Annotated in this window: 24 protein-coding genes; 20 read left to right on the top strand and 4 right to left on the bottom strand. The window is 71.1% G+C overall.

Annotated features, from left to right (window positions below; genetic code table 11):
- Positions 1–59: 59 nt before the first annotated feature.
- Positions 60–2,267, bottom strand: a complete 2,208-nt coding sequence (locus tag A6A27_RS09145) for a HelD family protein (RefSeq protein ID WP_073834119.1) — start codon at positions 2,265–2,267, stop codon at positions 60–62.
- A 183-nt stretch (positions 2,268–2,450) separates the two neighbouring features.
- Here A6A27_RS09145 and A6A27_RS09140 point away from each other — a divergent pair, with 183 nt between their 5' ends.
- The 3 genes from A6A27_RS09140 to A6A27_RS09130 are packed head-to-tail and all read left to right on the top strand — an operon-like array spanning position 2,451 to position 5,330.
- Entirely contained in the window at positions 2,451–3,032 is a 582-nt protein-coding gene (locus tag A6A27_RS09140) for a winged helix-turn-helix domain-containing protein (protein WP_073834118.1), read from the top strand.
- A gap of 45 nt (positions 3,033–3,077) precedes the next feature.
- The gene (locus A6A27_RS09135; protein ID WP_083672512.1) at positions 3,078–4,445 is read left to right on the top strand and encodes an MFS transporter; all 1,368 of its coding nucleotides are present in this window, start codon (positions 3,078–3,080) and stop codon (positions 4,443–4,445) included.
- Positions 4,446–4,478: 33 nt separating this feature from the next.
- Positions 4,479–5,330, top strand: coding sequence for a menaquinone biosynthetic enzyme MqnA/MqnD family protein (locus tag A6A27_RS09130; protein WP_073834117.1), 852 nt, complete (start codon positions 4,479–4,481; stop codon positions 5,328–5,330).
- Between the two features lie 72 nt (positions 5,331–5,402).
- Here the strand turns inward: A6A27_RS09130 and A6A27_RS09125 are convergent, their stop codons facing one another.
- Together A6A27_RS09125 and A6A27_RS09120 are read right to left on the bottom strand one after the other, a co-directional pair.
- Positions 5,403–6,341 (bottom strand): hypothetical protein, encoded by a 939-nt coding sequence (locus tag A6A27_RS09125; RefSeq protein WP_073834116.1) that lies wholly within the window; start codon positions 6,339–6,341, stop codon positions 5,403–5,405.
- A complete protein-coding gene (locus A6A27_RS09120) occupies positions 6,341–7,294 on the bottom strand; it encodes a hypothetical protein (RefSeq protein ID WP_073834115.1) in 954 nt (317 codons plus the stop codon). The genes A6A27_RS09125 and A6A27_RS09120 overlap by 1 nt, the downstream gene beginning before the upstream one ends.
- 368 nt (positions 7,295–7,662) lie before the next feature.
- Here A6A27_RS09120 and paaA point away from each other — a divergent pair, with 368 nt between their 5' ends.
- The 7 genes from paaA to A6A27_RS09085 all read left to right on the top strand — a co-directional run bounded on the left by paaA (position 7,663) and on the right by A6A27_RS09085 (position 12,133).
- Positions 7,663–8,733, top strand: a complete 1,071-nt coding sequence (gene paaA, locus A6A27_RS09115; RefSeq protein WP_073834114.1) for a 1,2-phenylacetyl-CoA epoxidase subunit PaaA — start codon at positions 7,663–7,665, stop codon at positions 8,731–8,733.
- Entirely contained in the window at positions 8,730–9,017 is a 288-nt protein-coding gene (gene paaB / locus A6A27_RS09110; protein WP_073834113.1) for a 1,2-phenylacetyl-CoA epoxidase subunit PaaB, read from the top strand. Before paaA ends, paaB begins: the two co-directional genes overlap by 4 nt.
- A gap of 67 nt (positions 9,018–9,084) precedes the next feature.
- Entirely contained in the window at positions 9,085–9,810 is a 726-nt protein-coding gene (gene paaC, locus A6A27_RS09105; RefSeq protein ID WP_073834112.1) for a 1,2-phenylacetyl-CoA epoxidase subunit PaaC, read from the top strand.
- Positions 9,807–10,283 carry a 1,2-phenylacetyl-CoA epoxidase subunit PaaD gene (paaD, locus tag A6A27_RS09100; protein ID WP_073834111.1) on the top strand — a complete coding sequence of 159 codons (477 nt, stop codon included), beginning with the start codon at positions 9,807–9,809 and terminating at the stop codon, positions 10,281–10,283. The genes paaC and paaD overlap by 4 nt, the downstream gene beginning before the upstream one ends.
- Positions 10,280–11,416 carry a 1,2-phenylacetyl-CoA epoxidase subunit PaaE gene (gene paaE / locus A6A27_RS09095; protein ID WP_073834110.1) on the top strand — a complete coding sequence of 379 codons (1,137 nt, stop codon included), beginning with the start codon at positions 10,280–10,282 and terminating at the stop codon, positions 11,414–11,416. Before paaD ends, paaE begins: the two co-directional genes overlap by 4 nt.
- A gap of 31 nt (positions 11,417–11,447) precedes the next feature.
- Positions 11,448–11,726, top strand: coding sequence for a type II toxin-antitoxin system Phd/YefM family antitoxin (locus A6A27_RS09090; protein WP_073834109.1), 279 nt, complete (start codon positions 11,448–11,450; stop codon positions 11,724–11,726).
- Complete coding sequence (locus A6A27_RS09085) at positions 11,723–12,133, top strand: type II toxin-antitoxin system VapC family toxin (protein ID WP_073834108.1); 411 nt, start codon at positions 11,723–11,725, stop codon at positions 12,131–12,133. Before A6A27_RS09090 ends, A6A27_RS09085 begins: the two co-directional genes overlap by 4 nt.
- 111 nt (positions 12,134–12,244) lie before the next feature.
- Here the strand turns inward: A6A27_RS09085 and A6A27_RS09080 are convergent, their stop codons facing one another.
- Positions 12,245–12,925 carry an LppU/SCO3897 family protein gene (locus A6A27_RS09080; RefSeq protein ID WP_073834107.1) on the bottom strand — a complete coding sequence of 227 codons (681 nt, stop codon included), beginning with the start codon at positions 12,923–12,925 and terminating at the stop codon, positions 12,245–12,247.
- A gap of 134 nt (positions 12,926–13,059) precedes the next feature.
- On the opposite strand from A6A27_RS09080, the gene mqnC reads away from it, so the two are divergent.
- From mqnC to A6A27_RS09030, 10 genes are all read left to right on the top strand, one after another.
- Positions 13,060–14,250, top strand: coding sequence for a cyclic dehypoxanthinyl futalosine synthase (gene mqnC / locus A6A27_RS09075; RefSeq protein WP_073834106.1), 1,191 nt, complete (start codon positions 13,060–13,062; stop codon positions 14,248–14,250).
- Between the two features lie 297 nt (positions 14,251–14,547).
- Entirely contained in the window at positions 14,548–15,771 is a 1,224-nt protein-coding gene (locus A6A27_RS09070) for a hypothetical protein (RefSeq protein WP_073834105.1), read from the top strand.
- 389 nt (positions 15,772–16,160) lie between these two features.
- Positions 16,161–17,348: a hypothetical protein gene (locus A6A27_RS09065; protein WP_073834104.1), complete on the top strand. Its 1,188-nt coding sequence runs from the start codon at positions 16,161–16,163 to the stop codon at positions 17,346–17,348.
- 166 nt (positions 17,349–17,514) lie between these two features.
- Positions 17,515–18,225 (top strand): demethylmenaquinone methyltransferase, encoded by a 711-nt coding sequence (locus tag A6A27_RS09060; RefSeq protein ID WP_073834103.1) that lies wholly within the window; start codon positions 17,515–17,517, stop codon positions 18,223–18,225.
- A gap of 90 nt (positions 18,226–18,315) precedes the next feature.
- The gene (locus tag A6A27_RS09055; protein WP_073834102.1) at positions 18,316–18,534 is read left to right on the top strand and encodes a hypothetical protein; all 219 of its coding nucleotides are present in this window, start codon (positions 18,316–18,318) and stop codon (positions 18,532–18,534) included.
- A gap of 134 nt (positions 18,535–18,668) precedes the next feature.
- Complete coding sequence (locus tag A6A27_RS09050) at positions 18,669–19,943, top strand: geranylgeranyl reductase family protein (protein ID WP_073834219.1); 1,275 nt, start codon at positions 18,669–18,671, stop codon at positions 19,941–19,943.
- 133 nt (positions 19,944–20,076) lie between these two features.
- Positions 20,077–20,442, top strand: a complete 366-nt coding sequence (locus tag A6A27_RS09045; RefSeq protein WP_073834101.1) for an NADH-quinone oxidoreductase subunit A — start codon at positions 20,077–20,079, stop codon at positions 20,440–20,442.
- Positions 20,443–20,455: 13 nt separating this feature from the next.
- Positions 20,456–21,133: a NuoB/complex I 20 kDa subunit family protein gene (locus A6A27_RS09040; protein ID WP_073834100.1), complete on the top strand. Its 678-nt coding sequence runs from the start codon at positions 20,456–20,458 to the stop codon at positions 21,131–21,133.
- On the top strand, positions 21,130–21,867 hold the full coding sequence (locus tag A6A27_RS09035; RefSeq protein ID WP_073834099.1) for an NADH-quinone oxidoreductase subunit C: 738 nt from the start codon (positions 21,130–21,132) through the stop codon (positions 21,865–21,867). The genes A6A27_RS09040 and A6A27_RS09035 overlap by 4 nt, the downstream gene beginning before the upstream one ends.
- Positions 21,864–23,192, top strand: coding sequence for an NADH-quinone oxidoreductase subunit D (locus A6A27_RS09030; protein WP_073834098.1), 1,329 nt, complete (start codon positions 21,864–21,866; stop codon positions 23,190–23,192). Before A6A27_RS09035 ends, A6A27_RS09030 begins: the two co-directional genes overlap by 4 nt.
- Positions 23,193–23,206: the final 14 nt, after the last annotated feature.

Here is a 23,206-nt window from a genome sequence, read left to right as displayed (position 1 = left end):
GGCCCCTACATCCCGGATACAGGTGCTCTTGCTTGCGGTCGGCGACGGTCCAGTCGCCGTCAGCCGGCCAGGGGAACGGGCAGCGGGTCCCGGTGCAGCACCGCCAGCCGGGAGACCGCCCGGGTCAGCACCACGTAGAGGCGGTGCAGGCCCCGCGGCTCGGCCGCCACGATCGCGGCCGGCTCGACCACCACGACGTGGTCGTACTCCAGTCCCTTGACCAGGGTCGCCGGGACCACGGTGACGCGCGCCGCGGTCTCCACGTCGTCGGCGGTCGCGGTCTCGACGCCCGCGCCGGACAGCGCCGCGCGGAGCCGGTCCACCGTGTCGTCGGCGGCGATCACGCCGACCGAGCCGTCGTGCGCGAGCGCCGCGTGCACCTCGGCCACCGTCGCCGCTGTCAGGTCCTCGACCGTACGCACGTCCAGCGTCCCGTCGCGGCGCAGCGACTCGGCTGCGGGTACGTCGACCGCGAGCGCCGGCAGCAGCCGGTTGGCGAACGCGACAACCGCCGCCGGCACCCGGAAGCCGACGCTGAGCGGCACCACGGTGGCGTCCGGCTTGCCCAGGTGGGTCAGGGACTCCCGCCAGTCGGTGGCGGCCCAGGGCGCGGTGCCCTGGGCCAGGTCGCCGAGCAGCGTGATCGAGCCGTGCTCGCTTCGGCGGGCGATGGCCCGGCACTGCATCGGGGACAGGTCCTGCGCCTCGTCGACCACCACGTGCCCGAAGCCGGCCGGCCGTTCGATCAGCCCGGCCGCCTCGTCGATCAGGACCGCGTCGGCGGCGGTCCACTTCGTCGCCTTCGGGGTACGGCCCAGCTTTGTCCCGGTGGCCGCCGACCCGCGCCGCCGGTCGGTGCCCGCGCGCTGCGGCCCGCCCGCACTGGCACCGCCTGTCTCGGCGTCCTCCGGGCCCGGTCGCCCGCCGGGGCCTGCGTGCCCGAGCAGCAGGGCCTGCTCCTCGGCGTCGAGCAGGCCGCCGGCCGCCGTGGCGAGGACGTCGGCGTCGGACCAGAGCCGGTGCAGCAGCCCGTCCGGGGTGAGCGCCGGCCAGACCGTGTCGAGGAAGGCGGTGACCGGCTTGGCCTTGCCCATCCGGCGCAGCCAGGCGTCGCTGGGCGACTCCGCCCGGCGGGCCTCGGCCTGGCGTTGCAGCAGCCCCACCACCCGGGCCCGGACGCGCTCCCGGCCGGTCGCGTACGGCAGCCCCTCCCGGCGGGTCTCGTCCACCACCCGGTGCAGCGGGTCGAGGCCGATCCGCCAGCGGAACGAGCCGTCCGACACCATGATCGGCTCGGCGGGCGTACCGATGTGGGCGTCGACCGCGCGGCGGAGCACCTCGGCCATCCGGGCGTCGTGCTTGACGGTGGCGACGGCGGGGTCGTCGACCGCGCGTACCGGCACCCGGGCGACCAGGTCCTCCACCGTGGCCTGCTCGACCTCGACCTCGCCGAGCGCCGGCAGCACCGCGGCGATGTACGACAGGAACGCCCGGTTGGGCCCGACGATCAGTATTCCGGACCGGCGTAGCCGCTCCCGGTGCAGGTAGAGCAGGTACGCGGCGCGGTGCAGCCCGACCGCCGTCTTTCCGGTGCCGGGCGCGCCCTGCACGCAGATCGAGTCGGCCAGGTCGGCCCGGACCAGCTCGTCCTGCTCGGGCTGGATGGTGGCGACGATGTCCCGCATCGGGCCGACGCGGGGACGCTCGATCTCGGCGGTCAGGATCCGGCTGGCCGTGCCCAGTTCCTCCCCCCGGTCCAGGTGCTCGTCCTCGAAGCTGGTCAGCAGGCCGGAGCTGAACCCGAAGCGGCGCCGGGTGGCGACGCCCTGCGGGTCACGGGCGCTGGCCCGGTAGAACGACCGGGAGACCGGGGCTCGCCAGTCCAGCACCAGCGGCTCGCCGAGGTCGTCGGTCACGTGCCGGCGCCCGACGTGATACACCCCGACGATGTCGTCGGGCTCGGCGTCGCCGCTGTGCCGGCTGTCGGCGGTTCCGCCGCTGTGCCGCCCGTCGGCGGTTCCGCCGAAGTCGAGCCGGCCGAAGAAGAGCGGCGTGGTGGGGTCGTCGGCCAGTTCCTTGACCCGCCGGGCCATGTGGCGGCCCAACTGCTCGGCGGTGTACGCGTCCCCGGCGACTTTGTCGCCGGTGGCGAAGAGGGCCTCGGCGCGCTCCCGCATCCGGCGTAGTGCCGCCCGGGAGGTCTCCAGGTGGGCGCGTTCGGCGGCGAGTTCGAGGTCCAGGGTCTGTTCGGGGGCGTGCAGGGTCATCCACGTACTCCTCGTCACGGGGAAAAACGCTGCCGCTCGCGTTTCCGACCACAGGTCGGCGCGGGGACGTCCGCTGCGGTGCTACTCACCTCGGCCGTCGGGCGGGACAGAGCAGCCTACCCCGACCGGGGTGGCGGGCAACCGAATTTCGTCCGGCCGTTCCCGGCGCGGGATCATGGGGGCATGACCGAGGAGCGCCCCGAACAGCGCCGGGTGACGATCAGCGACCCGCAGGTGATGCGGGCCCTCGCCCACCCCGCCCGTATGGCGATCATGGAACATCTCAGCACGGTGGAGGGCGGTGCGACCGCCACCGAGTGCGCCCAGATCGCCGGCCTCTCTCCGAGCGCGACCAGTTACCACCTGCGGGAGCTGGCGAAGTACGGACTGATCGAGGAGGCCCCCAGCCGTGGTGACGCCCGGGAGCGGGTCTGGCAGGCGTTCAGCCCTTCGTACTACATCGAGTCGGGCCCGGACGCCGACTCGGAGGCCCGCGCCGCCGAGGCGGCCCTGGTGGAGGCCCACATGGCCCGGGACAGCCAGCGCGTCCGGGACTGGATCCAGCGCGCCCCTGACGAGCCGCGGGAATGGTACGAGGCGGCCTGGTTCAGCGACAGCCTGCTGCTGCTCACCGCAGAGGAACTGACCGGACTCAACAAGGCGATCCAGGAGTTGATCGAGCCGTACCGGCGGCGGCTGCGGGCCAACCCGCCGGCCGGATCCCGAAGTGTCGCCGTGCAGTACCGGGCGTTGCCCCTCGACTGACATCGGGGGTTGCGTCGACCAGTTGTGAAGGATTATTTTCGAAGTATGTCCTTCGCATATGGCCGTTCGCGCTGGTCCGACGTCTGGCTGGTCACCGGCTCCCGCGCCGTCTCCACCTGCGGGGACTTCCTCGCCGCCACCGCCCTGACCCTGGCGCTCCAGTCCGCCGGCGCGGGCGGGCTCGCGGTGTCCGGGCTGATGCTCGCCGCCACCGCGCCGCTGGTGGCGCTCGCTCCGCTGACCGGCCGGCTCGCGGACCGGGTGGACAGCAGGCTGCTGCTGGTGGTCGCCGGGCTCGGCCAGGCCGCCGCCTGTCTCGCCCTCGCCTACGCCAGTCACCCGGCCCTGGTCATCGCGCTGGTGGCGCTGCTCGCGTCCGGCCTCGCGGTCACCCAGCCGGTGCTCTCCGCGCTGGTGCCGGCCATGGTCCGGGCCGAGGACCTGCCCCGGGCCGCCGCGCTGAACCAGACCGCCGGAACGCTCGGCGCGCTGGCCGGCCCGGCCCTGGCCGGAGTGCTGGTCGGCGGCTTCGGCACCCGGCTGCCGCTGCTCCTCGACGCCGCCAGCTACCTCGCGCTCGTGGCGGCCGCACTGCTCATCCGGACCCGCCGGGGTGGCAGCCGGCGACCGGCCCCGGCGACGGCACCCGGCACGTCCGCCGCGCCCGCGGTCGCCTGGCGGCTGCGCAGCGACCCGATGCTGGTCGCGATGATCGTCACCATCGCCGGCGTGATTGCCGCCGTCGGAGCGATCAACGTGGTCGAGGTCTTCTTCATCCGCGAGACCCTGCACAGCTCCACCACCATGTACGGCCTGGTCACCGGCTCGTGGACGCTCGGCATCCTGGTCGGGGCATGGCTCTTCGCCCGGCTGGCCCGGCGGTTGGTCGACGACCGCCGGCTGCTCGTCGGCTACCTCGTCCTGCTCGCCGGATGCTGCCTGATGATCCTGCTCTCCGCAGCGGTGCCCTCCGCACTGCTGCTGGTGCCGGTCTGGCTGCTCGGTGGCGTGGGCAACGGCGGGGCGAACGTCTTCGACAACGTGCTGCTGGCCCGGCGGGTGCCCGAGGCGAACCGCGGCCGGGCGTACGCCGCGCTCGGCGGGTCCGTCCAGGGTGCTTCCATGGTCGGCTTCCTGCTCGGCGGTCTCCTGCTCGAGGCGGCCGCGCCCCGATCCCTGGTCGCCGGCTGCGGTGTCGCCGGGCTGCTGGTGATCGCGCTGGTCGTGCCCTCGGTCACCCGGGCTGTCCGGGCCGCGCGGGCGCCGGTCCGCGTACCCGCGGCCGGGCCCGCCGAAGCACCGGCGCTCCGGCCCGGCAGCATGGCCGAAGGCGGACCGGTCGATCCGGCGGCGTCCGGGCCGCGGCAGGTGGCCGCCGGTGCGGAGTTGGCCACTCACCTGCCCTCCCCGTGAGCCGGCGAGGCGGCGCGGCGATAACGTCGGGTCATGGCCGACCGCATCGCCCGCCCCCGGGTGGGACACATCCAGTTCCTCAACTGCCTGCCGATCTACTGGGGGCTGATGCGGTCCGGCGCGCTGATCGACGTCGACCTGCACAAGGACTCGCCGGACCGGCTGAACGCCGCACTGGTCGCCGGTGACCTCGACATCGGGCCGATCTCGCACGTGGAGTACCTGCGGCACGCCGACGAGCTGCTGCTCCTGCCGGATCTGGCGGTCGGCAGCGACGGCCCGGTGCTCTCGGTCAACGTGGTCTCCACCAAGCCCCTCGCCGAGCTGGACGGTGCCCGCGTCGCGCTCGGCTCGACCTCCCGTACCGGGGTGCTCCTGGCCCAGCTGCTGCTCGCCGAGCGGTACGGCGTACGTCCGGAGTACTTCCGCTGCCCGCCGGAGCTGACCCAGATGCTCCTGGAGGCCGACGCCGGTGTGCTGATCGGCGACGTGGCGCTGCGCGCGCTCTACGAGGCGCCCCGCAAGGGCCTCCAGGTGACCGACCTCGGGCAGGCCTGGCGGGAGTGGACCGGGCTGCCGATGGTGTTCGCCGTCTGGGCGGTCCGCCGCGACTTCGCCGCCGCCCACCCCGGCGTGGTGAAGGAGGTGCACGAGGCGTTCCTGCGCTCGCGCGACCTCTGCCTGGCCGAGCTGGACCAGGTGGCCGAGGCGGCGGCCCGCTGGGAGCCGTTCGACGCGGCGACCCTGGCCACCTACTTCCGTACCCTCGATTTCTCGCTGGGCGAGCGGCAGGTGACCGGGCTGCGTGAGTTTGCCCGCCGGGCGGCCGCGATGGGTGAGGCCCCCGCCCTCCCGGCCGGCGGGCCCGAGTTCTTCCTGGGCTGACCCGGAAACGGCGATGTGGCGGTCTCCCGGGAGCCGGGACACCGCCACATCGGCGAGCTGGAGAACGGGCGGTTACGTGGCCGGGCGGAGCAACGCCTCGGTGATCTTCTGGCAGTTCTTCATGCCGTAGTCGTAGCCCATGCCGATCGGGTAGCGGACCATCACGCCCATCGTCCAGGTGTCGCCGATGGCCAGGCAGTTGATGTGCATCTCCTGCTCCTTGGTCCGGTCGATCCAGCCGTTCTTGATGGCGATGGTCTTCTGCACCTTGGCGGGGAAAGCCTTGCGGATGCCGAAGTCGCCGGCACCACGGACCAGCCGCATCTCGTTGAGCAGCCACTTGGTCCACTTCGGTCCGGCCGCCCGGCCGTCGTCGATGCACAGACCGAGCCGGGCGGTGTCCCGTGGGGACAGGTTGGTCCGGCTCCAGCCGCCGTCACTGGCGACCTTGCTGTCGGTCAGCCCGCACATCGAGATCAGGCGCTTGATCGAGGCGGACCGGCCGACACTGTTGTAGAACTGCTCGGCGCGGGTGTTGTCGCTGTCCCGGATGATCTTCGTGGCGTCGGCCAGCTTCGCGTCGCTCGGGGTTTGCCCGTTCTCGGCCGCCCGCCGCAGGTAGTCGGCCACGATCCAGGACTTGATCATCGACGCGGTGGTGCTGGTCTCGGCCATGTTCTCCGAACCGATGATCTTCCCGGTCCGCTTGTCCAGGACACTCCACGCGTACCAGCCCTTGATCCCGAGGTCGTCGAGGTCCTGCGCGGCGAACGGCAGCGGCTCGAGGGACGGGGAGGGCGAGGGAGACGGGGCGGGACGGGTGTTGCGGTCGGTCGGCGTACCCGCGGACCGGCCGCCCGCCGCGGCCGGCTGCGAGGCGACGGCGGGGCGCAGCGGCGAGCCGGGCACCAGCCGGAGCGCCACGAGCGACAGGCCGACCAGGATGGCGGCGACGGCGGCGAGGGCCAGTGGGCGGTGATTGCTGCCCGGGCGGCGCCGGGTGCCTGCCATCAGAGCTTCCCGAGCGGCTGCTGCGGCACCTTCAGGGCGGCGCCGGGCTGTGGGGTCACCAGCTGGGTGGCGACGCTGGCGCAGACCTTCGCGCCGTACTCCAGGCCGGCCTTCTGCGGGTAGCGCATCATCACGGTCAGGGTCCAGTCGTCGGTGATCGCGAGGCAGTTGACGTGCCACTGGACGTCGGCCCAGAGCATGGTGAAGCCGTTCTTGATGCTGACCGGCTGCTGGGACGTGATCGAGTCGGGTAGGCCGTCGATGATGCCCCACCGACCACCCTGAACGGTCGTGCTCTTCTGGTCCTCGACGCCACCGCGGACCTTCGTCATCTCGCTGAGGACGAACTTGGTCCACTTCTTTCCGGCGGCGGTGCCGTCACCGATACAGTCGCCCATCCGCACCGCGTCGCGCGGCGACATCTTGGTGTAGGCCCACTTCGCCCGGGTGGGCTCGATCGTCGTGTCGGTCAGCTTGCACATCTTGATCAGCCGCTCCAGCACCGGCCGCCGTCCTCCGGCGTTGTACAGCGCTTCGGCGGCCACGTCGTTGCTGTCCCGGATGGCGGTGACAACCTGTTGCTTCCGTTGCGCGGTGAGCGGCTTGCTGCCGAGCTGGCGCAGATAGTCCGAGACGATCCACGCCTTGATCATCGACTCGGTCGAATTCGTTTCGGTCATGTTCTTCGCGCCGCTGATCTCCCCGGTCTTGCGGTCCATCAGGGCCCAGGAGAAGAACTCGCCCGTGAAGTTCACCGAGACCGGCGCGGCGGCCAGGGTCGGCGGGGCTGGCGCGGTGGGCTCGGGCGCGGGGACCTTCTCGCCGCCACCGATGCCGCCGAGGCTGGCGATGGCGTCGCCGCCACTGAGGCGGGCGTACGCGGCGGGCACCAGCATGACGCCACCGAGGAGGACCGTCACGATGGCGAGCACCATGATCACGCGATGTCGCATGAGTGGGTGAACTCCAGATGTCTGGCCGGGGGGACCGGCTTTTCCGAATGTGTTCGGCTTGATCGCCGGGGCCGGGGGAGTGGCCTGGAGCCGGTGGCGATCGTCAGCAGCCGATCGGTGTGCCGGGGGAAGTCTACTTCCGGACAGGCCCGATGCCAGAACTCGCCTGGTGGCAACTCGCCGTGAAGGCGGGGTAATTCGCCGTTGTGCCGCGCTTGCGAGGATTCACCTTCTGGACGTGGTCGACATCACAGCATGGCGGCAGATCGGGGTCACTGACCGTAAGCGGTCATCGGGTGACGGAAGGTGTGTCCGGAAACCTGTTACACCCTCTGGTGTCATCGGTCGCGAGCTGTAACACTGGCCTCATGTATGGCAACGACTTCGCCCCGCCCGAGGAGGGTCCGGGCGGTGGCCTGCTCGGCGAGGTGGAGGCGGCGGAAGCAGCGCTGAGGGAGGCCGCGGCGCGGGCCCGACGCGGTGGTCCGGCGCCCGACGAGGACCTCGAGGCGTACTTCGCGGACGTGATCGACGCCGATCAGAAGATCGAGCCGCGGGACTGGATGCCGGAGGCGTACCGGAAGACGCTGATCCGGCAGATCGCCCAGCACGCGCACTCCGAGATCATCGGCATGCAGCCGGAGGGCAACTGGATCAGTCGCGCCCCCTCGCTCAAGCGCAAGGCGATCCTGCTGGCCAAGGTGCAGGACGAGGCCGGCCACGGCCTCTACCTCTATGCGGCGGCCGAGACGCTGGGCGTGAGCCGGGACGAGCTGGTGGAGCTGTTGATCGAGGGCCGGCAGAAGTACAGCTCGATCTTCAACTACCCGACCCTGACCTGGGCTGACGTGGGTGCGATCGGCTGGCTGGTGGACGGCGCGGCGATCGTCAACCAGGTGCCGCTGTGCCGCTGCTCCTACGGCCCGTACGCGCGAGCGATGATCCGGGTCTGCAAGGAGGAGTCGTTCCACCAGCGCCAGGGGTACGAGATCCTGCACACCCTGGCCCACGGCACGCCCGAGCAGAAGGCGATGGCCCAGGACGCGGTGGACCGCTGGTGGTACCCGTCCCTGGCGATGTTCGGCCCGCCGGACGGTGACTCGACACACAGCGCACAGTCGATGGCCTGGAAGATCAAGCGGTTCTCCAACGACGAGCTGCGCCAGCGCTTCGTCGACATGTGCGTGCAGCAGGCGGAGATCCTCGGGCTCACCATCCCCGATCCCGGCCTGCGGTGGAACGAGGAGCGGCAGGCGTACGACTACACCCAGCCCGACTACGACGAACTGACGCGGGTGATCAAGGGCGACGGGCCGTGCAACCGGCAGCGGATGGCGCACCGGCGCGGTGCCCACGAGGAGGGCGCCTGGGTACGCGAGGCCGCCGCGGCGCACGCCGCCAAGCGGGCGGAGAAGAATAAGGAGAAGGTGGCGGCGTGAGTAAGGAACAGACCCCGCTCTGGGAGGTGTTCGTGCGGGCCCGGCGCGGGCTGTCGCACACCCATGTGGGCAGCCTGCACGCCCCCGACGCGGAGCTGGCCCTGCGCAACGCGCGGGACCTCTACACCCGCCGGCAGGAGGGCGTCTCCATCTGGGTGGTGCCGGCGAGCGCGATCACCGCGTCCAGCCCGGACGAGAAGGACGCCTTCTTCGACCCGGCCGCCGACAAGGTCTACCGCCACCCGACCTTCTACGAGGTGCCGGACGGGGTGGCCCACCTGTGAGCGAGCGAACCATTCGGCTCAGCAGTGTGGTGCGAAGCGCCGCCGCCGGGCGAAGCGAGGTGGCGGCGTGAGTGCCCCGTTCGACTTCACTCTCGCCCTCGGCGACGACGCGCTGATCGCGGCGCAGCGGCTCGGCGAGTGGACCTCCCGCGCGCCGGAGATGGAGGAAGACGTCGCTCTGGCGAACATCGCCCTCGACCAGCTCGGTGCGGCCCGCCTCCTGCTCACGTACGCGGGCGAGCTGGAGGGCGCGGGGCGGGACGAGGACGCCCTGGCCTACCTTCGCGGCGACCGGGAGTTCCGCAACTGCCTCTTGGTCGAGCTGCCCAACGGCGACTTCGCGGTCACCATGGCGAAGCTGTTCTTCCTGGCCGCGTACCAGCTCCCGCTCTACAGCGCGCTGGCCGGGTGCGGCGACGAGCGGCTGGCCGCGATCGGCGCGAAGGCCCGCAAGGAGTCCGCGTACCACCTGGACCACGCCTCGCTCTGGGTGCGGCGGCTCGGCGACGGCACCGAGGAGTCGCACCGCCGGATGCAGGCCGCGGTCGACCAGGTGTGGCCGTACGTCCACGAGCTCTTCACGGCGGCCCCCGGGGCGCCGGTCGACCCGGCCACCCTGCGGGCCGACTTCGACGCCCACGTCTCCGCCGTGCTGGCCGAGGCGACGCTGACCCGCCCGGCGGACGGCTGGGCCCCGGGCGGTGGCCGGGACGGCGTCCACAACGAACACCTCTCGTACCTGCTGGCCGAGATGCAGGTGCTGCACCGCGCCCATCCCGGAGCGAAGTGGTGAGTGACCCCAGGGCGGCCGTGGCGGCGGTGGTGGACCCGGAGATCCGGGTCGTCACCATCGACGAGCTGGGCATCCTGCGGTCGGTCGACGAGGACCCGGCCACCGGCCGGCTCGTCGTCACCATCACCCCCACCTACACCGGCTGCCCGGCGATGGACGTGATCCGGGCGGACATCCGCCGGGCGCTCGCCGCCGCCGGCCATCCCGACGCCGAGATCCGCACCGTGTACTCCCCGGCGTGGAGCACCGACTGGATCTCGGCGAGGGGCCGCGAGAAGCTGGCCGCCGCCGGCATCGCCCCGCCCGCGCCAGCCCGCGCCGGCACCGTCGTGCCGCTGACCCTCGCCGTACGCTGCCCGCGCTGCGGCTCCCCGGAGACCGAGCAGGTCAGCCGCTTCGGTTCCACCGCGTGCAAGGCCCTCTGGCGCTGCCGCTCCTGCTCCGAACCCTTCGACCACCTGAAGGCGCTGTGACTGTCACGATCACCCGACCGGTCCGTCGCCGGCCGGTCTTCCACCCGCTGCCCGTCGCCGCCGTCGACCGGCTCACCGCCGACGCCGTGGCGATCGCCTTCGCCGTACCCGAGGAGCTGCGGGAGATCTTCGCGTTCTCCGCCGGGCAGCACCTCACCGTCCGGCTTCCCGCCGGCGGCGGGCTGACCGGCTCGGCCGTCGAGGGCGGGGACGACGTGCGGCGGTCGTACTCGATCTGCTCGACGCCGGATGAGTTGGCGCGGCACGGCCGGCTGCGGATCGGGGTGCGGGAGATTCCCGGCGGCGCCTTCTCCGCGTACGCCTGCGGCGCCCTGCGCGGCGGCGACACCGTCGAGGTGCTGCCCCCACTCGGGCACTTCACCACGGCGTTCGCGCCGGACCGGGTCCGCCGGTACGGCGCGGTGGTGGCCGGCTCCGGCATCACCCCGGTGCTCTCGCTGGTCGCGACCGCGCTGGCCGTCGAGCCGGCCAGCACCTTCACCCTGGTGTACGGCAACCGCACGGCGAACTCGGTGATGTTCGCCGAGGAGTTGGCCGACCTGAAGGATCGGTGGCCCACCCGACTGCACCTGGTGCACGTGCTCTCCCGGGAGCTGGGCGAGTCGCCGCTGCTGTCCGGGCGGATCGACGCCGACCGGCTCACTCGGCTGCTCGACACGATCGTCCCCGGCGACGCCATCGACGAGTGGTTCCTCTGCGGCCCGTACGGGATGGTGGTGGACGCCAAGGCGGTGCTGGCTGCCCGCGGCCTGCCGGATTCGGCGGTGCACACCGAGCTGTTCCACGTCGACGCCCCGCCGGAGCCGGTTCGCCGCCCGACCGACGAGCCCGGCGCCGGCGCCGAGGTGACGATCGTGCTGGACGGGCGCTCGTCGCGGTTCACCATGGGCCGGGACGAGCGGGTGCTGGACGCGGCGCTGAAGGTCCGCGGCGAGCTGCCGTACGCCTGCAAGGGCGGGGTCTGCTCGACATGCAAGGCCAAGGTGGTCGAGGGCGAGGTGACCATGGCCCGCAACTACGCGTTGGAGCCCGACGAGGTGGCGGCTGGCTACGTCCTTACCTGCCAGTCCAGCCCGGTGACCGACAAGCTCACCATCGACTACGACGCGTGACATGTAGAACGTCTCGTTCTACACTTGTCGGGTGGAGCAGATCGCGGTCCGGGAGCTGAATCAGCACACGAGCAGGGTGTTGGCGCGGGTCCGCGCCGGCGAGACGGTCGAGGTGACCGACCGGGGCGAGCCGATCGCTCGCCTGGTGCCGATCCTGGCTGGCGACGCGCTTCTCGGCCGGCTGGTGTCCGAGGGGCGGGCCACGGCCCCGACCTCGGCCGGACCCTTGCCGATTCCGCCGGTGCTCGGTGACCCCACGGTCGACGTCGCGGCCGTCCTCGCCGAATCCCGGGACGAGGAGCGCTGGTGATCTACCTCGACTCCGCGGCGGTCATCAAGCTTCTTCGCCGGGAGCAGGGGACCCCGGAGTTGGTCGGCTGGCTCAACGAGCGCGCCGGGACATCTCTGGTGTCCTCGGCTCTGGTCGAGGTGGAGGTGCCCCGGGCCCTCCGGCGTGCCGCACCGCAGGCGCTGGTCGGCGTTCCGTCGGTGCTGGGGCGGCTCTACCGCGTCGAGATCGACGCCGCTGTCCGGGCCGCCGCTGGCGCCTACGCCGAACCGCTGCTGCGCAGCCTGGACGCGGTCCACCTCGCGACCGCGGAGATCCTGGCCCGCCAGGCAGGCGCAGACTTCGCGGCGTTCGTCACCTACGACCAGCGGCTGCTGGACGCGGCGAAGACGGTGGGCCTCCCGGTGGCGAGCCCCGGGATGAGCTGATTCACCGTCCAGCGGGGACCCGTTCGACTACGACGCCGGAAGCCACGCCGCGTGCCGGTCCGTCCGTGATCCGGGACCGGCACGCAGCGGGCAGCGGCCAGGAATGAACTGTCACCCGTTCTGGCCGAGGCACAGCAGGAGCTTCCGCGAGTTCTGCTCTTCGGTGTAGCTCGCGACCGTGCCCGGGAACTGCTCGCACTTCGCATCGTCGGTGGTGTCCTCGACCTTGCCGAGGATGACGTACGCGGCTGCCGGGTCGCCGCAGTCGACGACGGTGACATCCGGGTTCGTGCTGGTGCCCTCGGCGCTGACGCACGCGCCGACTTCGGCGTAGGCCGGGTCACTGGAAATGGCCCAGCCGACAGCGAAGGCGATGGCCACGGGCGCGACGAGGCCGAACGCTGCGGCCCGCCGCAACACGGGCTTGCCTGGCACCGCGGGTATGCCCGGCGCGCCGGGCATCGGCTCGCCGAGGCGACCGAGCCGGACCCGGGTGATGAGGTTCCCGATCAGGATGAGCGGGGTGATGATCATGGAGAGGAAGCCCCACCAGCCTTGCCAGAGGGTCTTCGCGCTCATGTCGCGGCAGGTGGCGATGCCGCACTCCCGGCAGTACGGGCCGTGCTGGGTGAGCACGCGCATGAAGATGAGGAAGCCCTGGTGCCCGTGCAGCGTCGCCTTGATCGCCGGGATCGATCCACAGCAGCGGCAGGTGAGGGGGGTGGTGCCGGGCGCGGCCACCGGCTGCGGCGCGGGCGGGACCTGAGGCGGGTTCGGGAACGGTGCGGTCATGACTTTTCCTTGTCAGAGGCCGGAGAACCACCGCACGATAGGCGAAGATCACCTTCTTCGTTGTCCCGCTGAGCACGTCACATCGCGGAACACCCCGACGAGGCGTGGCCTCTGGCGGGCGTAGGCTCGGTGCTGTGACGGTGAGCCGGGAGATCGACGACATCCTGCAACGCGGCGCGGACGGCGGGCGGATCACGCCCGAGGAGGCCCTGCTGCTCTACACCGAGGCGCCCTTCCACGCGCTGGGCGAGGCGGCGGACGCGGTGCGCCGTCGGCGCTACCCGGACAACATCGTCACCTACCTGATCGACCGCAACATCAACTACACGAACGTCTGCGTGACGGCGTGCAAGTTCTGCGCGTTCTACCGGGCGCCGAAGCACAAGGAGGGGTGGACCCACCCCACCGAGGAGATCCTGCGCCGCTGCGGCGAGGCGGTCGAGCTGGGCGCCACCCAGGTCATGCTCCAGGGCGGCCACCACCCGGACTACGGCGTGGAGTACTACGAGGAGCTCTTCTCCGCGGTCAAGAAGGCGTACCCCCAGCTCGCCATCCACTCGATCGGCCCAAGCGAGATCCTGCACATGGCCAAGGTCTCCGGGGTGAGCCTGGACGAGGCCATCGCCCGGATCAAGACGGCCGGGCTGGACTCCATCGCGGGCGCCGGCGCCGAGATGCTGCCGGACCGGCCACGCAAGGCAATCGCCCCGCTGAAGGAGTCGGGCGCGCGCTGGCTGGAGGTCATGGAGCTGGCGCACCGGCAGGGCCTCGAGTCGACCGCGACCATGATGATGGGCACCGGCGAGACCAACGCCGAGCGGATCGAGCACCTGCGGATGATCCGCGACGTGCAGGATCGCACCGGTGGGTTCCGGGCATTCATCCCGTGGACCTACCAGCCGGAGAACAATCACCTCAAGGGCCGCACCCAGGCCACCACCATGGAGTATCTGCGGCTGGTCGCGGTGGCCCGGCTCTTCTTCGAGACGGTGCCGCACCTGCAGGCGTCCTGGCTGACCACCGGCAAGGACGTCGGGCAGCTCGCCCTGCACATGGGGGTGGATGACCTCGGCTCGATCATGCTGGAGGAGAACGTCATCTCCTCGGCCGGCGCCCGGCACCGGTCCAATCTGCACGAGCTGATCGGCATGATCCGCAGCGCCGACCGGATCCCCGCGCAGCGGGACACCCTCTACCACCGGCTCGCGGTGCACCGGACGCCGGCCGACGACCCGAGCGACGACCGGGTGGTCTCGCACTTCTCCTCGATCGCCCTGCCGGGTGGCGGGGCCGGGAAGTCACTGCCGCTCGTCGAGGTCAACTGAGCCAGTCCCGGCCACCGGTCGCGCCCGCCCAGGCACGGTCGGTGACCACCTCCGGCCGGCAGGCGGTCGGCCGAACGGCCAATGGTTGGCTGTCGATGGGCCTTTCCTGTCAGCCGTTCTACGGAGGCTCGTCCGGGGCCGTCGGTGTCAAGAGCCATCAATTCGGGCAATCCTTAAGTGACTCTTAGCCGCGCAGGTGGTGAAGGTTCGGCGTGTGGGGTGGCGGGGGTGTTGGCGGGCCGCTAACGTGCCCGCTCGTCCCCGTTCATTCACCGATCCCGCGGGGGGATTGATTTCATGATCTTCCGTAACCGGCCGCTGGTGCGGCTCGGCGCTGCCACGCTGCTCGCCTCCGGGGCGATCACCGCCTTCGGCGCGCCCGCCCACGCCGCCGGCACCGAGACCGACCTTGAGCTGAAGGTCGCGGGCACGCGTGTCGCGGCCAACGCCGAGTTCAAGGCCGCCTTCGTCAAGGTCACCAACCTCGGCAAGAACACCCCGAGCGAGCTGACCGTCGAGGTCGACGTCTCCAAGGTGGACTTCGACAAGGTCGCCGCCGTGCCGCTCGCTGGGGAGGACATCTGCGACTTCGACGCCGACGAGGAGAAGCCGCCGACGGCGTTCACCTGCGACGTGCCCAAGGCGGACTTGCCCGGACCGGGCGAGACCGTCGACCTGCCGCTCTTCCTCTTCAAGTCCAGTGTCACGGGCACCTACCAGGCGCCGCTGTCGTTCAAGCTGATCTCGAAGGACGACACCAACGCGGAGAACAACAGCGCGTCCGCCACGCTCGAGCTCTCCGACGAGAGTGGCCCGGACCTCGCGGTCGTCGCCGACGACGTCAAGCAGGCTGCCAAGATCGTCGACGGCAACCCGGTCTACTCGGGTGGCCTGCACCCGGGTGGCCAGTCCGCGCTGACCTACTTCGTCGCCAACCAGGGTGACCAGGCGACCGCGGGTCTCAAGATCACCGTGAAGCTGCCCAAGGGCGTGACCCCGGCCGAGACCGAGCAGGACTGCGAGTACTCCGCCGACAAGTCCACCTTCACCTGCACCTACGCGGACTTCGGCCTGATCCCGCAGGACCAGGACACCGGCGAGGACGACAACCTGTACTCGGCGTACGGCTTCTACCACCTGTTCAACGTCGGGTCCGGCGTGAAGCCGGGTGCCCTGACCGGCGGCCTGGTGTCGGTCGAGCCGGTCGGCGCCGTGCCGTCCATCACCCGCGCGAAGCCCGTCAAGCAGCTGCCGAAGAACGTCGAGGGCATGCAGGCCAAGGATGTCGACGCCAGCGACAACAGCGACGGCTACGCTGTCATCGTCGCCGCCAAGGGCGGCTCCGGTGGCGGCGGTGGTGCCGGCGGTGACGAGGGTGGCCTGCCGGTGACCGGTGCCAAGGCCGGCTTGATCGGCGGTATCGGCGCGGCCGTGCTGCTCGCGGGTGGCGCGATGTTCCTGATCGCCCGTCGGCGTCGGGTGGTCCTGGTGACCCCGGGCGACGAGAAGCCGACCGCCTGACGGTCGTCCTCCATCGGCCCGCGAGGGCCGTTCACATAACGCACGGCAGTGGGGCGGGATGGTTCACCATCCCGCCCCACTGTCTGCTTCCCCTGGGGACGTTTCCCCGATCCCGGTCGGCGTGGCGTCGCTCCGGTGGCCACCGCCCAGCCGCGCTCGGCCGAACATCCGACCTCGGGTCGGCCGGACGGGTCGCACTTGCTGGCCAGCCGGCATCCGACGGTGCCTGGTGGCGCCGATAACCGATATCAATATGGGGCAAACTGGCCTCGTCCGTGATGCGGCCGCTCGGGGTCCCCGTGTGTGGGATGGCGCACGTGTCGATCGGTCGATAGCCTCCCCGGGTCCATCGTCACAGATCGCATTACGGGGGCATCTCGTAGATGAACATGAGGAAGCGGGTCCAACTCAGCATCGGAGCGGCGGCGCTGCTCGCGGCCGGCGTGGTCCCGATGGCGGGCTCTCCGGCTCAGGCCGCCGACACCAAGGCCGACCTGGAGGTCTCGGTCGCCGGCGTCAAGGTGGCCCAGGGCGCGAGCGAGAAGATCGGCTGGCTGAAGGTCAAGAACAACGGGCCGGGCACCCCGAAGGCCCTGACGGTCGGCGTCGACCTGTCCGGCGCCGCCGATGAGCGGATCAGCACCCTCCCCATCGGTGAGAACTGCAAGTCCGACCTCATCTCCGCCATAGTGTGCGAGGTGCCGGCGGACCAGATTCCGGGTCCGGGCGAGACGCTGGAGTTCCCGGTCGTCACGGTCAAGCGCCCGGAGGGCACGCCGAGCGCCTCCTCCTCGACCATCGGCTTCTTCCTCCGGTCGCCGGACGACACCACTCCGGACAACAACCTGAAGGCGGTGGAGCTGAAGTTCGACGGCGAGCCCGGCGTCGACCTCGGCGTGGTGGTGCCGGACGTCAAGACCAAGATCGATATTGACACGCTGGAGCAGGCCGGGCAGGCGCTGTACCCGGGCGACGAGACCGCCGTGATCGGCGAGATCTTCAACCAGGGTGACATGGTCGCCAAGGGCGTCAAGATCACGCTCCGGGCGCCGGCGGGCGTCACCTTCACCGACGAGTACGAGGGTTGCGAGTACACGGCCGACCGGCGCACCGCCAACTGCGCCGACCCCGGCCTCGTGCTGGCGCCGGACGAGCTGCTGACCATCGCCTTCCCGATCAAGGTGGCGACCGGCGTCAAGGCGCCGTCCACCCTGCCGGGCGGCTCGCTGGTGGCGGACGCCCTGGCGGAGGCGCCGGTGGATGCCGGCCTGGTGAAGCAGGCCCGGAAGACCATCTTCGAGCACGCCCGGGTGCGTGCGGCGGCAGCCCAGGTGGCCGATGTGGACAACTCGGACAACACCGACGACTACGCTGTGGTGGTGGCCGCCAAGGGCGGCTCCGGTGGCGGCGGTGGTGCCGGCGGTGACGAGGGTGGCCTGCCGGTGACCGGTGCCAAGGCCGGCTTGATCGGCGGTATCGGCGCGGCCGTGCTGCTCGCGGGTGGCGCGATGTTCCTGATCGCCCGTCGGCGTCGGGTGGTCCTGGTGACCCCGGGCGACGAGAAGCCGACCGCCTGACGGTCGTCCTCCATCGGCCCGCGAGGGCCGTTCACATAACGCACGGCAGTGGGGGCGGGATGGTGAACCATCCCGCCCCCACTGTCTCCGCACTGTCCCGCCCTCGGCGGGTCCGGGGGTGGCACCCGTCGAGGGCGGCCCGCGGCCCGGCTGGCAGAGTGGAGGGGTGAGTCGTACCCCGCAGGGCCAGCGCGCCAACCTGGACAAGCAGCCGCACGAGGTCGCCGCGATGTTCGACGGCGTGGCGGCCCGCTACGACCTGACCAACACCGTCCTCTCCTTCGGGCAGGACCGGTTCTGGCGGCGGGCCACCCGCGAGGCGCTCGGACTGAGCGCGGGGGAGCGGGTGCTCGACGTGGGCGCGGGCACCGGCGTCTCGACCGAGGAACTGGCCCACTCCGGCGCGTACGCGGTGGGCGCCGACCTGTCGCTGGGCATGCTGCACGCCGGCAAGCGCACCCGCCCGGCGGTGCCGCTGCTGGCTGGGGACGCCCTGCGGCTGCCCTTCGCCGACGCCAGCTTCGGCGCGGTCACCATCTCCTTCGCGTTGCGCAACGTCAACGACACCGACGCGGCGTTGCGCGAGCTGGCCCGGGTGACCAGGCCGGGCGGCCGGCTGGTGGTCTGCGAGTTCAGCACGCCGGTCAATCCGGCGTTCCGCACGGTCTACCTGTCGTACCTGATGCGGTCGCTGCCCGCGGTGGCGCGCGCAGTCTCCAGCAACCCCGACGCGTACGTCTACCTCGCCGAGTCGATCCGGGCCTGGCCGGATCAGGCGGCGCTGGCCGCGCGGATCGGCGCGGCCGGGTGGAGCCGGGTGGCCTGGCGCAACCTCACCGGCGGCGTCGTCGCTCTGCACCGGGCAGTCCGGGACTGACGACGGGCCGGCCTGTCGCCAGAGGCAGGGCAAACCACCCTATTTCGTGAATATCCGTTTTTGGTCTACTTAGTTTCGTAGGCTCGGCCCATGACGGGACCCGAGCAGGTGGCCACGGACGATGACGCCGCGGAACTCATCGCGCAGCTCAAGGAGCTGGCCGGCGCGGATCCCGCCGATGTCCGTCAGGTGGTCGCGGAGGTGCTGGCCGCGCTCGACCGGGCGGCCGGCGGCGCGCTGCGCGAGCACCTGCCGGAGGCGATCCGCCTCGACGCCGGCCTCGGGCCGGCCACTTCCGCCCGCCCGTGACGTCGAAATGGACTCCTACCGGCCCGTTTTCGCGAAGTTAGGTACCCCTCACCGCCTCCAGGTGTAACCCCGGTCATAGACTCCAACCCGATCGGCTTGTGAACCATTTCACGAGCATGCGGGAGGAGGCGCAGATGACCGCGGTGGAGAACGACGCCGACGTGATCGTCGTGGGCGCCGGTCCCGGAGGATCGGCGACGGCGTACCACCTGGCGCGGCACGGCGTACGCGTGCTGCTGCTGGAGAAGACCGAGTTTCCCCGGGAGAAAGTCTGCGGCGACGGGCTCACCCCCCGGGCCGTGCGGCAGCTGATCCGGATGGGCGTGGACACCTCGCCCGAGGCCGGCTGGCTGCACAACAAGGGCCTGCGGGTGATCGGCGGCGGGGTACGCCTGGAACTGGACTGGCCGGACCTGGCCAGCTTCCCCAACTACGGCCTGGTCCGGACCCGGCTCGACTTCGACGATCTGCTCGCCCAGCGGGCCGTCGCCGCCGGGGCGAAGCTACGGACCAGCGTGAACGTGACCGGCCCGGTGCTCGACGCCGACGACCGGGTGATCGGCGTGCAGGCCGAGGTGGGCCCGGACAAGGAGCTGGCCACCTTCCACGCCCCGCTGGTGGTCGCCGCGGACGGCGTCTCCGGCCGCTTCCCGCTCGCCCTCGGGCTGGCCAAGCGGGAGGACCGGCCGATCGGCGTGGCGGTCCGCCGCTACTACCGCTCGCCCGCCAAGCACGACGACGACTACCTCGAGTCGTGGCTGGAGCTGCGGGCCAAGGGCAGCGACGCGCTGCTGCCCGGCTACGGCTGGATCTTCGGCCTCGGTGACGGCCGGGTCAACGTCGGCCTGGGCGTGCTCAACTCCTCCGCCGCGTTCGGCAAGACCAACTACCGGCGGCTGCTCACCGACTGGCTGGCCAACACCCCGGAGGACTGGGGGATGACCGACGAGGCGAACGCTGAGGGGCCGATCCTCGGCGCCGCGCTGCCGATGGGCTTCAACCGGGTGCCGCACTACACCCGTGGGGCGATGCTGGTCGGCGACTCCGGCGGCATGGTCAACCCGTTCAACGGCGAGGGCATCGCGTACGCGATGGAGTCCGGCGAGCTGGCCGCCGAGGTGGCGGTGCAGGCGCTCGCCCGGCCGGCCGGCGCCGAGCGGGAACGGGCGCTGATGGCGTACCCGCAGGAGCTGAAGACCCGCTTCGGTGGCTACTACCGGCTCGGCGGGATCTTCGTGAAGCTCATCGGCCGGCCGGAGATCATGCGGCTGGCCACCAAGCACGGCATGCCGCACCCGATGCTGATGCGCTTCGTGCTCAAGCTGCTGGCCAACCTGACCGACCCGCGCGGCGGGGACGCGATGGACCGGGTCATCAACGCGATGACGCGGGTGGCGCCGGCAGTCTGACAACGGCGCCGGCGGCCGATGAGGCCGCGGGCGCCGACAAAGATCGACCCCCGCCGGCCGAGGTCACGAGGGACGTGAATAGTGTGATTTTTGCCAACCACCGAGGTCAGGGAAGGACGAGCAGGAGACAACGATGACGCTCTCTCCTTACGCACCCATCATCGGGCTGTTCGCCCTCGCCGCGGGGTTCGCGCTGTTCTCCGTGGCCGCCGCCCGATTCGCCGGCCCCCGGCGTCTGAACAAGGCCAAGCTCGAGGCGTACGAGTGCGGTATCGAGCCGAGCCCGCAGCCGGTCGGCGGCGGTCGGTTCCCGATCAAGTTCTACCTGACGGCGATGCTCTTCATCGTCTTCGACATCGAGATCATCTTCCTCTACCCCTGGGCGGTCTCCTTCGACGCCCTGCCGATCTTCGGCTTCGTGGAGATGGTCCTGTTCATCGTCGCGGTCTTCGTCGCCTACGCCTATGTCTGGCGGCGCGGCGGCCTGGACTGGGACTGAGGGAGGTACGCAGATGGGCATCGAGGAGAAGCTTCCCTCCGGCGTCCTGCTCACCACCGTCGAGAAGCTGGTCAACTGGTCGCGGAAGTCGTCCGTCTGGGGCGCCACGTTCGGCCTGGCCTGCTGCGCCATCGAGATGATGGCGGCCGGTGGCCCGCACTACGACATGGGTCGCTGGGGCATGGAGGTCTTCCGGGCCTCGCCCCGGCAGGCGGACCTGATGATCGTGGCCGGCCGGGTGAGCCAGAAGATGGCCCCGGTCCTGCGCCAGATCTACGACCAGATGGCCGAGCCCCGCTGGGTGCTCTCGATGGGCGTCTGCGCCAGCAGCGGCGGCATGTTCAACAACTACGCCATCGTGCAGGGCGTCGACCACATCGTCCCGGTCGACATGTACCTCCCGGGCTGCCCGCCCCGGCCCGAGATGCTCATCGACGCGATCCTCAAGCTCCGCGAGAAGATCATGTACGAGCCGCTGGGTCCGAACGGCCGCAAGATGCTGGAGGCCCGCAAGGAGCGCGGTGACGTGCCGGTCGTGCCGTACGGCTCGATGCCGTCGTCGTACCGCAACGACAAGGCCCGGCGCGCCGAGTGGACCAGGGCGGTCCGCGAGGGGCGCGAGGAGCAGTTGCGGATCGAGAACTGGATGAAGGCGCAGAACCACCTCCACGCACACGGGGGCCCGAAGTGACCGCACCAAACGACAGCAACAACAACGGCGGCGTGCCGGTACCGGTGCCGCCGGCCGGCGCCACCAGCGGCGCACCGGCCGAGCTCCCGCCGGCCAGCCCCGCCGGCCGCGGCATGTTCGGCATCCACGGCACCGGCGACGTCTCCGGCTTCGGCGGCCTGGTCCGGCAGCGCACGGCGATCGAGGACAGCCCCCGGCCGTACGGCGGCTACTTCGACGAGGTCCGGGACGCGCTGGAGGAGGCGTACCCCGAGTTCGGCGACGCCATCGAGAAGGTCGTGGTCGACCGGGGCGAGCTGACCCTGCACGTCCGCCCGGAGCGGATCGCCGAGGTCTGCCAGGTGATGCGCGACGACCTGGCGCTCCGCTTCGAGCTCTGCTCCTCGGTGTCCGGCGTGGACTACCTGGGCGCGGAGGAGCGCCGGCTGCACGTCGTCTACCAGCTCACCTCGATGACCTACCGGCGCCGGGTCCGGCTGGAGGCCGCGGTCTCCGCCGAGGAGCCGCACCTGCCGAGCGTCACCAGCGTCTACCCGACCGCCGACTGGCAGGAGCGGGAGACGTACGACATGTTCGGCATCGTCTTCGACGGCCACCCCAACCTGACCCGGATCCTCATGCCGGACGACTGGGAGGGGCACCCGCAGCGCAAGGACTACCCCCTCGGCGGCGTGCCCGTCGAGTACAAGGGCGCGGAGATCCCGCCGCCGGACAAGCGGAGGTCGTACCAGTGACGACGTCGAACTACGCGACCGAGCGCGAGACTACCGAGGGCAAGGTCTTCACCGTCACCGGTGGGGACTGGGACACGGTCGTCTCCGGCACCGACCCGATCAACGACGAGCGGATCGTCGTCAACATGGGTCCGCAGCACCCGTCCACGCACGGCGTGCTCCGGCTGATCCTGGAGCTGGAGGGCGAGACGGTCCGCGAGGCCCGCTCGGTCATCGGCTACCTGCACACCGGCATCGAGAAGAACCTCGAATACCGGAACTGGGTCCAGGGCTCGACCTTCGTGACCCGGATGGACTACCTCGCCCCGCTGTTCAACGAGACGGCGTACGCGCTGGCGGTGGAGAAGCTGCTCGGGATCACCGACGACATCACCGAGCGGGCCAACACCATCCGGGTGCTCATGATGGAGCTCAACCGGATCTCCTCGCACCTGGTCTGGCTGGCCACCACCGGCATGGAGCTGGGCGCGATCTCGATCATGCTGTACGGCTTCCGCGAGCGGGAGTACATCCTCGACATCTTCGAGACCATCACCGGCCTGCGCATGAACCACGCGTACGTGCGGCCGGGCGGGGTGGCGCAGGACGTTCCGGACGACGCGATCGTCAAGATCCGCAACTTCCTGAAGATGATGCCGAAGAAGCTCAAGGAGTACGAGGACCTCCTCTCCGGCCAGCCGATCTGGGTCGAGCGCACCAAGCACGTCGCGGTGCTCGACGTGACCGGCTGCCTGGCGCTCGGCGTCACCGGTCCGGTGCTCCGCTCCGCCGGTCTCGCCTGGGACCTGCGCAAGACCATGCCGTACTGCGGCTACGAGACGTACGAGTTCGACGTCCCGACCCACACCGACGGCGACGTCTGGGGCCGCTACCAGGTCCGGCTCGCCGAGATCCGGGAGTCGCTCAAGCTGGTCGAGCAGGCGGTGGACCGGCTGAGCAAGCCCGGTCCGGTGATGGTGGCCGACAAGAAGATCGCCTGGCCGGCGCAGCTGGCCATCGGCGTCGACGGCATGGGCAACTCGCTGGAGCACGTCGCCAAGATCATGGGTCAGTCGATGGAGTCGCTGATCCATCACTTCAAGCTCGTCACCGAGGGTTTCCGGGTCCCGCCGGGCCAGGTGTACGTCGGCATCGAGTCGCCCCGCGGCGAGCTGGGCGTGCACGCGGTCTCCGACGGTGGCACCCGGCCGTACCGGGTGCACTACCGGGAGCCCAGCTTCATCAACCTGCAGGCCCTCCCGGCGATGGCCGAGGGCGGCCTGATCGCCGACGTGATCGCCGGTGGCGCCTCGCTGGACCCCGTCATGGGGGGTTGTGACCGGTGAGCGCGAGGAGTGAG

Origin of the sequence: Micromonospora sp. CB01531 (genome assembly GCF_001905095.1) — a bacterium.
Classification (GTDB): Bacteria; Actinomycetota; Actinomycetes; order Mycobacteriales; family Micromonosporaceae; genus Micromonospora.
Note: the sequence above shows the minus strand (reverse complement) of the source record. Positions and strands in the feature narration are given on the sequence as shown.